Genomic DNA, 14,454 nt, shown 5'->3' with positions numbered 1-14,454 from the left:
TGGTGAATAGATCATATATTTTACTATTTGAGGGGGAATAAAATGATTACGACTTCTAATTTATTACAAATGAAACAGGATCAAGAAAAAATCACTATGGTAACCGCTTATGATTATCCTTCTGCCAAAACCGTTGAGAAAGCGGCAGTCGATATGATTCTTGTAGGTGACTCATTGGGGATGGTTGTTTTAGGCTATGATTCCACCGTTCAGGTTACGGTGGATGATATGATTCATCATGCAAAAGCCGTCCGAAGAGGCGCACCAAACACGTTTACTGTTGTGGATATGCCTTTTATGTCCTACCACATCTCCATGGAAGCTTCATTATCACATGCTCAAAAGCTTTTTCAGGAGTCAAATGCACAGGCGCTAAAAGTAGAAGGTGCTGATGATGCGGTCACGGAGCTTATCAAACGACTTACTTATGCTGGTATTCCGGTAGTTGGCCATATTGGATTGACACCACAAACAGTGAATGTCTTAGGTGGATATAAAGTACAAGGAAAAGACCGGGAAACAGGTGAAAGACTACTTAAAGAAGCGCAGGATTTAGCTGCAAGTGGCGCATGCGCAGTTGTATTGGAATGTGTACCTATGGAATTGGCAAAAATAATCTCAGACAGTATCTCTATTCCAACTATTGGAATCGGTGCAGGAGTAGATTGTGATGGGCAAGTGCTCGTCTACCATGATATTCTTCAATACGGCGTATCCCGATTACCAAAGTTTGTAAAACCTTTTGCAGATTTCAATGAAATCGGTGTACAAGCATTGGAACAGTATATTAGGGAAGTAAAAAATCAAGCATTTCCAACAGAAGATTATTCCTTTTTAATACAAGATCAAGCATTATTGCCAACGAAACAAAGCGAGGAATAATAGCATGAAAATAATTACTTCCATCCAAGATATGCAAGCACGAATGCTTTTGGAAATGCAGCAGGGTAAGAAAATTGGCTTTGTGCCAACGATGGGTTTTTTACATGAAGGGCATTTGAGCTTAATGGAAAAAGCAGGAACAGAAAATGATATTGTCGTTGCAAGCATTTTCGTGAATCCATTGCAATTTGGACCGAACGAGGATTTTGAAACCTATCCAAGAGATGCACAGAGGGATACCAAGCTCGCTGAAGAAGTTGGAGTAGATATTCTATTTCTTCCTAATGTAAAGGAGATGTATCCCCAAAAACAACAGATCAAACTTCAAGTTACTGATCGTGCAGATGTTCTATGCGGACAATCAAGACCTGGTCATTTCGATGGAGTCGTAGCTGTATTGACTAAATTATTTCATCTGATTCAACCGACACGTGTCTATTTTGGACTAAAGGACGCTCAACAGGTTGCGGTAGTTGATGCGCTCATTCAGGACTATAACTTTCCAATCGAGTTGATTGGCGTACCCACTGTAAGGGAAGCCGATGGACTGGCAAAAAGTAGCCGAAATGTGTATTTGTCCGAAACAGAGAGAGCCCAAGCTGCTGCATTATTTGCAGCGCTGGAAAAAGGTAGACAATTAGTAGTTGACGGTGAAAGCAATCCTGTTATCATTGTAGAAGAGGTAAAAGAGTATGTGAAACAAAAAACAAATGGTAAAATTGATTATGTAGAATTGCTAGCGTATCCTTCTCTAACAAAAACTACTACAGTCAAGCAAATGGTTGTTTTAGCAATTGCCGTTCAATTTCAACATGCTCGCTTAATTGATAATCTTCTTTTTAATGAAAAAGGGGAGATCATCACCACATTCAGTAGGGGGAAATAGCATGTTTCGTACGATGATGAAATCAAAAATTCATCGAGCTATCGTTACAGAAGCTAACTTAAACTATGTTGGCAGTATTACGATAGACCAAGATATATTAGATCAGGTAGATATACTACCACATGAAAAGGTTCAAATTGTAAATAACAATAATGGTGCACGTTTAGAAACCTATGTTATTCCGGGTGAACGTGGCTCACGGGTTATTTGTTTAAATGGGGCTGCTGCTCGTTTGGTTCAGCCTGGGGATTCAGTTATCATAATCGCTTATGCAATGATTGCTAATGATGAACTAGAGCATCATAAACCGAAAGTTGCTATTATGAATACAGATAATGAAATTGAACAATTACTGGAACAAGAAGCTCCATTGACAAAAATGTAACCTTAAACAGGACGCTTATCTATGGATAGGGGTCCTGTTTTACACCGATTTTAGTACCTTACAAGGTGATTCATAAGGATGATAATCCGACCAAGAAAGTTGGTGAGATATTGGATAAGTACGTTGTGATTGACTTAGAAACAACTGGGCATGCCGCTGCAGCGAAAGACAAAATTATCGAAGTTGGTATGGTAATCATTCAAGATGATAAAATCGTTGATGAATATACGACCTTCCTTCATCCAGAACAGACTATTCCGCCATTTATTTCTAATTTAACAGGAATAACTGACGAAGATGTTGCTGAAGCACCTACTTTTACAGCGTGTGCAGATCATATAGTGGATTTATTTAAAGACAGTTATTTAATTGCACATAATGTTCCATTTGATTTGGGATTTCTAAATGCTGAACTAAAGGCAAGTGGACGAAAATCACTGAACAACCCATCAATTGATACGGTTGAACTCGCACGCATTCTATATCCTGATGCTCCTGGTTATAAATTGGGTCAGCTTGCTGCTTATTTAGAAATCGAACATGATGATCCACATCGAGCACTTTCAGATGCATTTGTCACAGCAAAATTATTTATTATGCTTAAAAAGAAATTACATACGCTCCCTTATGAAACAATTGTTCAATTGAGAAAGCTTACAAAGGAACTGCATTCTGATTTACATACGATGCTCGAAGAATTAGAAGAGCAACTGGCTTTTGCACAGGATTCGAATGAAAGTCTGGTTGTTTACCGCGGATTGGCATTTCGAAAACAGGATGAGGTTATGTCGCGGACAGTTACCGATGTCATTTCTTTTGGTACTTTTTTAGATGATCTTTATTCTGATGATGGAATCATGCAACAATCGATGGCTCATTATGAAAAAAGAGAAGGTCAACGCCATATGTCCGAAGAAGTGTATCATGCATTTCAATCTGAAAAGCATGCACTGATTGAAGCGGAAACAGGAACAGGGAAATCAATTGGCTATCTTTTGCCAGCAATTTATGAAGCTGTAAAAACAAATAAACGTATTGTTATTAGTACTTATACGACACAACTACAATCTCAGCTGTTACACGAAGAAATTCCGTCCTTACAAAAATGGATGCCTTTTCCATTTCGGGCAGCATTATTAAAAGGGAAACAACATTATATCAGCTTGGAAAAGTTTGAGCAGGAGCTTCAGAATGAACAGCAAGGGAATTACGATGTCGCACTGGCAAAAGCAATTATTTTAGTCTGGCTTACGGAAACGGAAACTGGCGATATTGAGGAGATTAATTTACCTTCGAGCGGTTATCTTTTCTTTAAACGAATTTCCAGTGAATCAGAAAGTTTTGATCCATTGTCACCTTGGATGATGTATTCCTATTATCAACATGCTCGTAAAAAAGCGCAACGAGCAGATTTGATCATTACCAACCATGCCTTACTATGCACAGATATGATGAATGAATATCAATTTTTACCAAGCTATGAACGTGTCATTATCGATGAAGCCCATCATTTTGAAACAACAGCATCACATCATCACGGAAAAAAATTAGATTATCGTAGCATGCTTTATTCCTTCAACCAAATTGGCACTTCAGATGAAGACGGCTGGCTAGCGCATTATTTATCTAAATATCCACAAATAAAGCAGCAATTTCCTATTGAACAATGGGATGCTATATTCTATGATGTAAAGCATGAAATGGATGATTTATTTCGTACTATATTTCAATATGTCATTGATAAGCGAAAGCAGGATAAATCATTAAGTGATATCGGACGAATTCAGTATCGTTACCATGCGGAAACAGAAGCAAATGATGCATGGCATGATATAATAGAGATGGTCGGACGTTTAATGGTATCCATACGAGATTTGATTCATCTTTTATCCTTTTTGTCAGTTCAGGAGAGAGAAAATGGGGAAGGGGAACAGGCTACACAAGCGGTACAAGCCTTCCAACAATATATTGACCATCTGGAGCATTTATTTTTAGAACCGGAAGAAGCTGCACGAGTTAAATGGATAGAAATAGAAGCTTTAGGTGCCCGAAATGCAGTTTATTTATATAGTGAACCAACCGATATATCAAGTTGGCTTGCGAATGATTTTTTTGCTGTGAAAAAAAGTGTTATTTTAACAAGTGCTACTTTAACGATGCGGAAGTCTTTTTCCTTTATTGAAAAAAGCTTAGGTATTCCAAGTGATCGGCTGATAACAGAAATAATTGCGTCACCTTTCTCTTATGATAAGCAAGTGAAATTACTCATTCCAAATGATTTTCCGGACATCAAGTATGACAAACTGGATGACTTTATTTATTCAACTGCTGAAGCAATTCTATCTTTGTCAAAAATTACTTCAGGTCGAATGCTCGTTTTGTTTACATCTTATGACATGCTTAGAAAATCCTATCATTTGTTAAAAGAAATGATGGAAGCAAATGAATATAATGTAATTGCTCAAGGAATTTCGAGTGGAAGTCGGGAACGATTAAAAAAGAACTTTCAAACCTTTGAACGTGCTATACTATTAGGGACGAGCTCATTTTGGGAAGGAATTGATATTCCAGGTGAGGATTTGTCTTGCTTAGTCATTGTCAGATTACCATTTCAGCCTCCTGATCACCCAGTTTATGAGGCAAAATCTACTGCAATGCGTGTGCAAAACAAAAACCCATTCTATGAATTGTCCTTACCAAATGCAGTCATACGATTCAAACAAGGCTTTGGTCGGCTGATTCGTTCCAAGCGTGACCGCGGTATAGTATTTGTTTGTGATGCCAGACTGAAGAAGGCACGTTATGGTAACATATTTTTATCTTCTATTCCTGCCGTTCCAATGAAATATGCTTCTACTACTGCATTGATGGAAGAAGCGGAAAAATGGTTTTAAAGATTCGGATGCAATGCGTTTCATATCCGTATATAATATAAAAAGATTGTTAGTAATAAAATGAGGTATTTATCCATGTTTAACAAACAGATGGAAAATACGCTTTCAATCTAGAAAAAACCTCATATACATACAGGAGGTAAACAGATGGTAGTAACAAATGATGATTGTAAAAAAGTTAAAGTCGGTGTCCTGGCATGAAACAAATGAGACATTCCCAACGATCCATTCCTACCTGGTTAGCTTGGGGAATGATCATATTAGGAGTTATACTAATCGTTGGGTTTATTTACGGTATTTTTCTGTACAAGGACATCCAGGAAACAAAAGAAGCTGGAATGGTGGAAGCAAAGCAAGCTGTATTAAAAGAAACAGATTTAACTGCAATTACCGATATTACTCGATTTAATGGGGATGAAAGCTATTTTGCTGTAACTGGTACAAAAAAAGATGGGACACATAAACTTGTCTTTGTACCAGTAAACCGAAAAACAAATGATGGTTTCTTGGTATTTGAAACAAAAAATCTTGTCAGTAAGCAAGCGATGCAGCAAGATTGGATAAAAAATTGTGATCGTTGTAAGCTGATTGATATCATTCCAGCCATTTCAGGTAAAGAGCCCCTATGGGAAGTCACCTATACCGATCATTCTGGTCGTCATGTACTGGATTATTTTTCCATGAATAACGGAGAGCGAGTGGAACAATTACGTTTCCGTCGTGTATTTAAATAGGCTTATTCAAGCATGAAAAGGAGCGTTTTCAAAATGGAATTAGCAAATAGAGTAAAACAGATGACACCTTCCTCTACGCTAGCAATTGCAGCCAAGTCTAAAGAGTTAAAACAGGCCGGGTACGATGTAATTGGTTTAGGTGTTGGTGAACCTGATTTTAATACCCCTGACTTTATTAACGAAGCAGCAATCAAAGCATTACAAGAAGGGCATACGAAATATACACCAGCAGGTGGAATTCCCGAGCTAAAGGCAGCGATAGCAAATAAGTTTAAACAGGATAATGAGCTGGATTATACTGCTAAGGAAATCATTGTCACGACTGGTGCAAAGCATGCTTTATACACATTATTCCAAGTGATATTAAATCCGGAAGACGAGGTAATTGTTCCTGCTCCATATTGGGTAAGCTATCCTGAGCAGATTAAATTAGCAGAAGGAAAACCAGTAATTGTGGAAGCAAATGAAAAAACCAATTATAAGATTACACCTGAACAATTAGAAGCTGCTATTACAGAAAAAACAAAAGCAGTAATCATTAATTCTCCAAGTAACCCAACAGGAATGACATACACAGAACAAGAACTGTTAGCATTGGGTGAAGTATGTGTGAAACATCAGATATGGATTGTTTCCGATGAAATTTATGAAAAACTGATTTATACAACTGAAAAACATATTTCAATTGCACAATTGTCACCAGCATTAAAAAATTTAACCATTGTCATTAATGGTGTCTCTAAATCACATGCAATGACTGGATGGCGGATTGGCTACGCTGCAGGTGATGCCGACATCATAAAAGCAATGAGCAGCCATGCTTCTCATGCTACATCTAACCCTACTTCCATTGCCCAATATGCCGCGTTAGCAGCATATACTGCAACAGAAGATCCAACCGTTGACATGCGTAAGGTATTTTCGGAACGACTGGATTTATTATATAATTTATTAGAAGATATTCCTGGTTTCTCATGTACTAAACCACACGGTGCTTTTTATCTATTCCCTCATATTGCTGAAGCTGTTAAAATGAACCAATTTAACAGTACAGAAGAATGGGTTGAAGCATTACTTGAAGAAGAGAAGGTTGCTGTTGTACCAGGTGGTGGCTTTGGAGCACCAGATAACATTCGCTTGTCCTATGCAACATCAACTGAAGCATTAATTGAAGCAGCAAAACGAATGAAACGATTCGTAGAAAATCATTCCTAGATTGATGGAGGTAACTAACGTGAAAACAACGATTTCAAATGTAAAAAAACATGAAAATGAAACAGTAACCATTGGTGCATGGTTGGAAAATAAACGTTCCAGTGGTAAAATAGCATTTTTACAGCTTCGGGATGGTACAGGCTTTATGCAAGCAGTGGTTGCGAAAAATGATGTAGACGAGGAAATTTTTCAGCTTGCCAAGAACTTACATCAAGAATCATCTATCTACATAACTGGTAAAATTGTGGAGGATAAGCGTTCACCACTTGGGTTTGAAATGCAGGTAACTGGTTTGGAATTAATTCATGAAGCAATTGATTATCCAATCACACCAAAGGAACACGGAACTGAATTTCTTATGGATCACAGACATCTATGGTTACGTTCACGCAGACAGCATGCTGTTATGAAAATACGTAACGAAATCATTCGTTCGACCTACCAGTTTTTCAATCAACAAGGATTTGTAAAAATAGATCCGCCTATTTTAACAGCTTCATCTGCAGAAGGAACAACAGAGCTATTTCATACGCAGTATTTTGATGAAGAAGCATATTTGTCTCAAAGTGGGCAGCTATACATGGAAGCAGCAGCTATGGCATTTGGTAAAGTTTTTTCTTTCGGCCCGACCTTTCGCGCTGAAAAATCCAAAACAAGACGTCATTTAATTGAATTTTGGATGATAGAGCCTGAAATGGCATTTGTCGACCATGAAGAAAGTCTACAAATCCAAGAAAACTATGTGAGCTACATTGCCAAATCTGTATTAGAGAACTGTCAGCTTGAATTAGCAACCTTAGAAAGAGATACATCTAAATTAGAACAAATTCAAGCTCCGTTCCCTAGAATTTCTTATGATGATGCAATTACACTATTAAAAGAAAAAGGCTTTACAGATATAGATTGGGGCGATGATTTTGGTGCGCCACATGAAACAGCTATCGCTGAACATTTTGATAAGCCTGTCTTCATTACCAATTATCCAGCGGAAATCAAAGCTTTTTACATGAAGCCAGTTCCTGGACGTGAAGAGGTTGTACTTTGCGCCGACCTTATCGCACCTGAAGGCTATGGTGAAATTATTGGTGGGTCCCAGCGAATTGATGATTTAGAATTAATGAAAGAAAGATATGAGGAACACGGACTCACTGGTGATGCTTATAAATGGTATTTAGATTTACAAAAATACGGAAATGTACCACATTCCGGATTTGGCTTGGGCCTGGAAAGAACAGTTGCATGGCTGTCTGGTGTAGACCATGTACGTGAAACAATCCCATTCCCACGTCTGTTAAATCGACTTTATCCATAAACAAATCGCTACATTTTATAGATAATCCCTTGCGCGGTTGGGCAGGGGATTTTCATATGGAATGTATTCTATTTAGCCAACAGAAACACAAGACTCATGATATACTAGCAGGGAGGTGCATCAGATGAAAAAAAATACTATTTCAATGCAATATGTGCTGCAAAATCAAATATCAATTCCTACTAAATTATTAACTGATTTTCCATCATTGGGATTGAATGAACAGGAAGTACTTCTCATTCTTCAATTACATCGTTTTTCTACAGCCGGGAATCTATTCCCCACACCAACAGAACTTTCTGCCTGCTTGACGATGGATGAGCAGGAATGTTCCTTAATTTTACGAAAGCTCATTCAAAAAGGTTTGTTAAAGATTGAACAATCCAACGATAAACAAGTTTTGAGTGAAGTGTATTCATTAGAGGGACTTTGGACAAAGCTATTTGCACCACCTTCTAAAACAGAAGAAGAGCCGGAAACTGGCACTATTTTTGTATTATTTGAACAAGAATTTGGTCGCCCGTTATCACCCTTTGAAATAGAAACGATTAATGTATGGTTGGATGAAGATCAGTTGATGCCCGCATTAATTAAAGCTGCATTACGGGAATCTGTTTTAATGGGAAAACTAAACTTTAAATATATTGACAGGATCCTGCGTGAATGGAATAAAAAAGGAATTCAAACCGTAGAGGATGCAAGAGAGGCTAGTAGAAAGTTCCATTCCAAACAAGATCAACAGCAGCCAAATAATCCAAAACGTGATACATCATTTTATTATAATTGGTTGGAGGGGGAATAGCATGCTGAATCGTAAGCAGGTTCGATTTTGTCTGGACGAAATGAAGAAGATGTTTCCAGATGCTGAATGTGAACTGAATCATCGTAATCCTTTTGAATTAGTTATCGCAGTACTATTGTCAGCACAATGTACAGACGTGCTCGTTAATAAAGTAACTGCTGATTTATTTAAGAAATATCAAACACCTGAGGATTATTTAGCTGTCAGCCTAGAAGAACTTCAGCAGGATATTCGCAGGATTGGTTTATACCGAAATAAGGCAAAGAATATTCAAAAACTTTGCCAAGCATTAATCGATCAGCATCATGGTGAAGTACCACAAACACGTGAAGCGTTAATGAAACTGGCTGGGGTTGGTAGAAAAACAGCGAATGTCGTTGTTTCTGTCGCCTTTAAAGTACCAGCAATTGCAGTGGATACCCATTTGGAACGTGTTTCCAAACGACTTGGGATATGCAGATGGAAGGATTCGGTCTTGGAAGTAGAGGAAACGTTGATGCGAAAGGTACCAGAGGAAGAGTGGAGTGAAACACATCATCGTATGATTTTCTTTGGCCGCTACCATTGTAAGGCTAGAAATCCAAATTGTCCGGAATGCCCGCTTCTCGAGATTTGTAGAGAAGGGAAGAAACGGATGAAAAAGCTTGAGGTTACCCCGAATTAAAGCGAAAGCTTGATAAAGTGAAACTTCAATCAGTGGGCTTTTTTCACTTTCCCCACTGATTGTTAGTCGAACCGATCAGGCCTTTACTGGCTGTTGATCCACCACTTACAATGCTTGTGATCAACAAATTTATTGAGGGGGGCTTACAGCCAGTTAATCTGTGATAAAGTGAAACTTCAATCAGTGGGGATTTTCGCACTTTCATCACTGATAAAAATACACCCTATTGGAATTCCAAAAGGTATTCCGATAGGGTGTATTTATTATTGATTATTCACCTTCATCCGGTTGTTCTTCACCGGGGTCTTCTTCTTCCTCTTGAGGCGGCGTTTGAACAGATGTATTTCTAGGTTCAGCACGAATACCTTCGTTAGCACCTTCTTTTCCTATTGGTGTCACCGTAATAGTGTACGTTGTATCTGGTTTCACACCACTAATTTCAATTCCATTTGAAGATACGGTTTGCTTTTGACCATTTACATCTACCTCAAAGGAAGCAGCAGGACCTTCATATTCCCAGGAAACATCAATGATTCCACTGTCTTCCTTATACGATGCTTCCAATCCGGAAACAGGTACCATTGACTCTTCTTCCTCTTCGTCCTCTTCTTCTTCCTCTTCATCTTTCGGGGTCTTCACCTTGGTTGAAACAGCATCACTCCGATTAGCTGAATCCTGCGCACTAACGACTACTACTTGTATATCATACGTAGCATCGGCTTCAACCTGTTCAATGGTCATTTCAGTATCATCTGTTGTTGATAATACTTGCATTGAACCACCATTTACGCTTGCACTTACTTCAAAGGTAACATCTTGATCTGAATCATGTTTCCATTTGACTTCAATTGCATTAGCATCTTCATCGTATTTAGCCTTCAGCTTCTTCACCGGATCCAGTTTGTCATATCGTTCCGATGTTTGCTTTGGCTCGTTTCCTTTGACAAACAGCTCGTTTGTAATCAGTGTCTGTGGTGTATATTTGCTCGGTAGGGCAGGGGGATTAGATCCCTTTTCTACACCAATCTTAACCACAGAACTAGGCATCTTGAAATCTTTTGTTTCGATTTCTTTCGATATCTCTGTCATTGTATTTTTAAACAATGCATGTGGTATTTTCGTTTGTGAATTTGGAATTACAGTTCGTTTTCCATTTTCATCTGTATAGCCGCCAGTCCAAACAGAGATGGTATAATTCGTTGTATAACCAGTAAACCATGAATCTGGTGCACCATTTTTATCTGGATGTGTCGTCGTACCGGTTTTACCAGCGACTGCCAATCCTGGAATGTTAGCAAGTGTACCAGTTCCTTCTGTAATAGCTGTTTTCAACATGTCTGTAACCATATAAGCAGTGTAATCTGACATAGCAGGTTTAGATTCGGATTTCATTTCCACAACGCGTCCATCTGGAAATTCAACTTTTGTTACTGCGTATGGTTCATTATAAATACCTTCGTTGGCAAATGCTCGATATGCACCTGCGACTTGCAATGGTGTAGCAATGGTTGCAGTACCACCAATTGCATCACGGATGGAGATCGTATCATCTGCAAAGTTTATACCAATGCCTTCTGCAAATTTTTTCGCATTACCATATCCCGTTTCCTCCAGCAGCTTTACAGTCGGAACGTTTAATGATTGACTCAATGCGTAACGAGCAGACATCCAGCCCTGATACTTTCGGTTCCAGTTTCGAATTGGAGTAGATCCCTTAACTTCATAAGGCTTATCATCGTTTAACTGGTGATATGTTGAGATTTTATCATATTCAATGGCTGGTCCATACGCTACAATCGGCTTAAAGGTAGATCCAGGCTGTTGACCGCCTTGAATAGCATAATTATACTGACCGGTACCATCACTGTTTCTACGACCACCAATTGCACGAATAGCACCTGTCTTCGTATCCAATACGGTCATTGCTGCTTGCATTTCATCATCCGGATATGGAATAGGATTATCTCCACCATCTTTCAATAGAAACTCCACATGCTTTTGAACATTTGGATCCAGTGTTGTATAAATTTTCAAGCCATCTGTATTAATATCCACGCCATCAAGCTTGTTTTTCACTTCTCGCTCTACCTGTTGTAAAAATGCTTCATAAGGGGTAGAGGTCGTCTTCGTTTTCGTAAGTAAATCTTCAACATTTACTTTCATTGCTTCATCTGCTTGTTCTTGTGTAATTTTATCATGCCTAACCATGAGCTTCAGAACTGTTTCCATTCGCTTTTTCGTTAAGTCAGGGTTTTGAAACGGATTATAAGCAGTAGGTCGTTGCGGTAATCCTGCTAAAATAGCCGCTTCTGCTAAAGTTAGATCATTTAAGTCCGTTACACCGAAATAATTTTGTGCAGCTTTAGCAACACCGTACGAACCATTACCGTAGAAGATTTTATTTAAATACATTTCCAGGATTTCTTCTTTAGAATATTTACGCTCCAGCTTTAAGGATAACCAGGCTTCTTGAACTTTATATTTTATTTTCTTATCTGGTGGTAAGAATGACTTTTCAACGAGCTGCTGCGTTATGGTACTAGCACCTTCTGCACCAAATCCACGTTTAAAGTTGGCAATAACAGCTGCTCCAATCCGGCGAACATCAATACCCGGATGTTTAAAGAAACGTACGTCCTCTGTAGCTGTAACGGCATCTACTAATACTTGAGGTAAATCATCAAATTCAATTTTTGTTCTTTTTTCAGAGCCTAAATCAGCAAATAGTTCTTCATCCTGATCGTATATTTTGGAAGAGAATGGGTCAGTGAGCTGAGATGCATCAATTTTAGGAGCAGTGACAATATAATAAGTAAACAGTGCACCAACGCCAATCATAACAGCTAGGCATGCAATCAACACACCCCATAATATTCTTTTACCAATAGGTTTCTTTTTTGCTTGTTTTTGTTTTCTTCTTTCTGTGCGAGTTTGGCCATTTCCTGCCATCTTACGCGCCTCCAATCTAAAAATAAAGCCGATCAATAACTGCTAAGTAATCAACCCTTGCTTGATATTTAAAAGGAATAAAATGTCCATGTTCTCTAATAATATCATATGGGATCGACTTTCTTTGACCATTTAACATATTATCCCAATACTCCAATAGGTATTTGGCTTCAAATAAATACGTTTCACCATGGAAGGCGAAGCGAATAATTACAAAACAAATACCTCCATGTTCAACAACCGATTGCATATGTTGTATCTGGTGAGCATGAATATTAGCGAGGGGAAAGATGGTTTTATTTTTGGTTTCTTTCGCCTCAAAATCAATATATTTATGTCGATAAATGCCATTAAAATCCGTCGTGGATGCTTGCTTGAAATAAGCTTCTGTAATTACCGCAGCACTACGTTTTGGATAGTTTACCTTAACAATTTGAACTGGTGTTGGTTTTTTATGAATAACCGCTTTGTTTTGATCTAGATAGAATTGATTCGTAGCATGAATGTCTTCCTCCAGGGTCATTCCACGATTACTGTAGCTATTCTTTAATGGACTTGACTGACTACTCATAATACTCCTTTTCTGCCCATTTGGGTAGTTCATTTGATGCCCTCCTAGTACATTACCGTATCATAACAGAAAAAGTTTCGTTTTTTAACTTTTACACAATATTCAAGCAATCCTTCCGCTTCTAATATGACAAAAATGTGAAAGGAAACCAACATCTTATGCCATACCATCTGCAGGATTACCTACATTATATAACAAATCAGACGAACAGGTATAATCTAGATAACCTAAAACGGACAAAAGCTTATCAACAATACTATTCGAGATTTCCAGAAATGAAGTGGGTGCTACTTGCAAGCTTGGTATCGAGAAATGCAGGGTGGAACATGACAGATTTATATCATGAACCACTTCATGGGCTGTTAGGAGAGAAAGAAAGATTACAATTGTTTTTAATCTATGAAAAGGCAAATTGGCTTATTTTTTCCGATGCCTATCCACAGCTACTTATATATCAACTATCCAAAAAGCTAAAACGCCCTTTATTTTATTTACTACCGGAGTGGCAAGTATCAGAATTTATGATTGCAGAGTGGAGTCATTATTGGATGCACCGGGATGGGGAAAGGCTTTTACGTTCACTCATTATAAACGAACAGCATGTTATACAAAAACCAATCATTGAAAATAAGGATTATCATCATTCCATTTTTAAAAATCTACCATATATGCTGCAAAATAGCTTGAAAACAAATGCGGTTTTACTACCAACGACAAAATCAACCATCTATGGGCAATGGGTGCGACGTTTTACAAAAGTGGATGAGCGTATTTTACTTGGAAAGCAACTAGCCACCATTATTTTCCACCCGCAACTATATCCAGAAATTCATGCATTCCATCACACGGTGCCACATACAGGTTCAAGATTGGATTATGAAATTTTTTCCTTCTATGAAAAAACAAGGAGTCCCAATCTCCGCTCCGTCTGTCCGTCCATCTCGCATCAGCACATCAAGCGAAAGGATTGGTACCAGGATACAATGATAAAAGAATCATGGATCCTGCCTGAAAAACCATTTAAAATTCGCAGTATCGGTTCGACCTTTTATCGAAAAAGACGATTGATACAAAATTATGAACGCTTAAAACAAAAAATTTGCCAAACATGAAGCAAAATAGCTGTTTAAAGACAACTAATACAAGAAAACAGCTAAAAA

12 protein-coding genes are annotated in these 14,454 nt (G+C 38.1%); 10 read left to right on the top strand and 2 right to left on the bottom strand.

Going from position 1 to position 14,454, the window contains the following annotated elements:
* Positions 1-42: 42 nt before the first annotated feature.
* The 9 genes from panB (at position 43) to nth (ending at position 9,774) form a co-directional block, all read left to right on the top strand.
* Entirely contained in the window at positions 43-882 is an 840-nt protein-coding gene (gene panB / locus DX933_RS10710) for a 3-methyl-2-oxobutanoate hydroxymethyltransferase (protein ID WP_123316428.1), read from the top strand.
* Between the two features lie 4 nt (positions 883-886).
* Positions 887-1,768: a pantoate--beta-alanine ligase gene (gene panC, locus DX933_RS10705; protein WP_123316427.1), complete on the top strand. Its 882-nt coding sequence runs from the start codon at positions 887-889 to the stop codon at positions 1,766-1,768.
* A gap of 1 nt (position 1,769) precedes the next feature.
* Positions 1,770-2,153 (top strand): aspartate 1-decarboxylase, encoded by a 384-nt coding sequence (gene panD / locus DX933_RS10700; protein WP_123316426.1) that lies wholly within the window; start codon positions 1,770-1,772, stop codon positions 2,151-2,153.
* A 110-nt stretch (positions 2,154-2,263) separates the two neighbouring features.
* Entirely contained in the window at positions 2,264-5,047 is a 2,784-nt protein-coding gene (gene dinG / locus DX933_RS10695; protein ID WP_123316730.1) for an ATP-dependent DNA helicase DinG, read from the top strand.
* Positions 5,048-5,244: 197 nt separating this feature from the next.
* Entirely contained in the window at positions 5,245-5,781 is a 537-nt protein-coding gene (locus DX933_RS10690) for a cell wall elongation regulator TseB-like domain-containing protein (RefSeq protein WP_123316425.1), read from the top strand.
* 33 nt (positions 5,782-5,814) lie between these two features.
* Positions 5,815-6,996: a pyridoxal phosphate-dependent aminotransferase gene (locus DX933_RS10685; protein ID WP_123316424.1), complete on the top strand. Its 1,182-nt coding sequence runs from the start codon at positions 5,815-5,817 to the stop codon at positions 6,994-6,996.
* A gap of 19 nt (positions 6,997-7,015) precedes the next feature.
* On the top strand, positions 7,016-8,308 hold the full coding sequence (asnS, locus tag DX933_RS10680) for an asparagine--tRNA ligase (RefSeq protein WP_123316423.1): 1,293 nt from the start codon (positions 7,016-7,018) through the stop codon (positions 8,306-8,308).
* 124 nt (positions 8,309-8,432) lie between these two features.
* Positions 8,433-9,110 carry a DnaD domain-containing protein gene (locus DX933_RS10675; protein WP_123316422.1) on the top strand — a complete coding sequence of 226 codons (678 nt, stop codon included), beginning with the start codon at positions 8,433-8,435 and terminating at the stop codon, positions 9,108-9,110.
* Position 9,111: 1 nt separating this feature from the next.
* Positions 9,112-9,774, top strand: a complete 663-nt coding sequence (gene nth, locus DX933_RS10670) for an endonuclease III (RefSeq protein ID WP_123316421.1) — start codon at positions 9,112-9,114, stop codon at positions 9,772-9,774.
* 270 nt (positions 9,775-10,044) lie between these two features.
* On the opposite strand, the gene DX933_RS10665 is transcribed toward nth, so the two are convergent.
* Together DX933_RS10665 and recU are read right to left on the bottom strand one after the other, a co-directional pair.
* Entirely contained in the window at positions 10,045-12,723 is a 2,679-nt protein-coding gene (locus tag DX933_RS10665) for a transglycosylase domain-containing protein (protein ID WP_123316420.1), read from the bottom strand.
* 16 nt (positions 12,724-12,739) lie between these two features.
* Positions 12,740-13,327 carry a Holliday junction resolvase RecU gene (gene recU, locus DX933_RS10660; protein WP_123316419.1) on the bottom strand — a complete coding sequence of 196 codons (588 nt, stop codon included), beginning with the start codon at positions 13,325-13,327 and terminating at the stop codon, positions 12,740-12,742.
* A 125-nt stretch (positions 13,328-13,452) separates the two neighbouring features.
* Between recU and DX933_RS10655 the strand changes: the two genes are divergently transcribed.
* Positions 13,453-14,406: a DUF2515 family protein gene (locus DX933_RS10655; RefSeq protein ID WP_123316418.1), complete on the top strand. Its 954-nt coding sequence runs from the start codon at positions 13,453-13,455 to the stop codon at positions 14,404-14,406.
* Positions 14,407-14,454 lie beyond the last annotated feature (48 nt).

It is taken from the genome of Ornithinibacillus gellani, assembly GCF_003730295.1.
Classification (GTDB): domain Bacteria; phylum Bacillota; class Bacilli; order Bacillales; family Amphibacillaceae; genus Ornithinibacillus_A; species Ornithinibacillus_A gellani.
The sequence above is the reverse complement of the archived record's forward strand: the minus strand, read 5'-3'. Positions and strand labels throughout refer to the sequence as shown.

Coding starts and splice junctions, on each gene's coding strand:
- panD (WP_123316426.1), top strand. CDS start 1,770: ATGTTTCGTACGATGATGAAATCAAAAATTCATCGAGCTATCGTTACA.
- DX933_RS10675 (WP_123316422.1), top strand. CDS start 8,433: ATGAAAAAAAATACTATTTCAATGCAATATGTGCTGCAAAATCAAATA.
- DX933_RS10685 (WP_123316424.1), top strand. CDS start 5,815: ATGGAATTAGCAAATAGAGTAAAACAGATGACACCTTCCTCTACGCTA.
- DX933_RS10665 (WP_123316420.1), bottom strand. CDS start 12,723: ATGGCAGGAAATGGCCAAACTCGCACAGAAAGAAGAAAACAAAAACAA.
- recU (WP_123316419.1), bottom strand. CDS start 13,327: ATGAACTACCCAAATGGGCAGAAAAGGAGTATTATGAGTAGTCAGTCA.
- DX933_RS10690 (WP_123316425.1), top strand. CDS start 5,245: ATGAAACAAATGAGACATTCCCAACGATCCATTCCTACCTGGTTAGCT.
- panC (WP_123316427.1), top strand. CDS start 887: ATGAAAATAATTACTTCCATCCAAGATATGCAAGCACGAATGCTTTTG.
- DX933_RS10655 (WP_123316418.1), top strand. CDS start 13,453: ATGCCATACCATCTGCAGGATTACCTACATTATATAACAAATCAGACG.
- nth (WP_123316421.1), top strand. CDS start 9,112: ATGCTGAATCGTAAGCAGGTTCGATTTTGTCTGGACGAAATGAAGAAG.
- panB (WP_123316428.1), top strand. CDS start 43: ATGATTACGACTTCTAATTTATTACAAATGAAACAGGATCAAGAAAAA.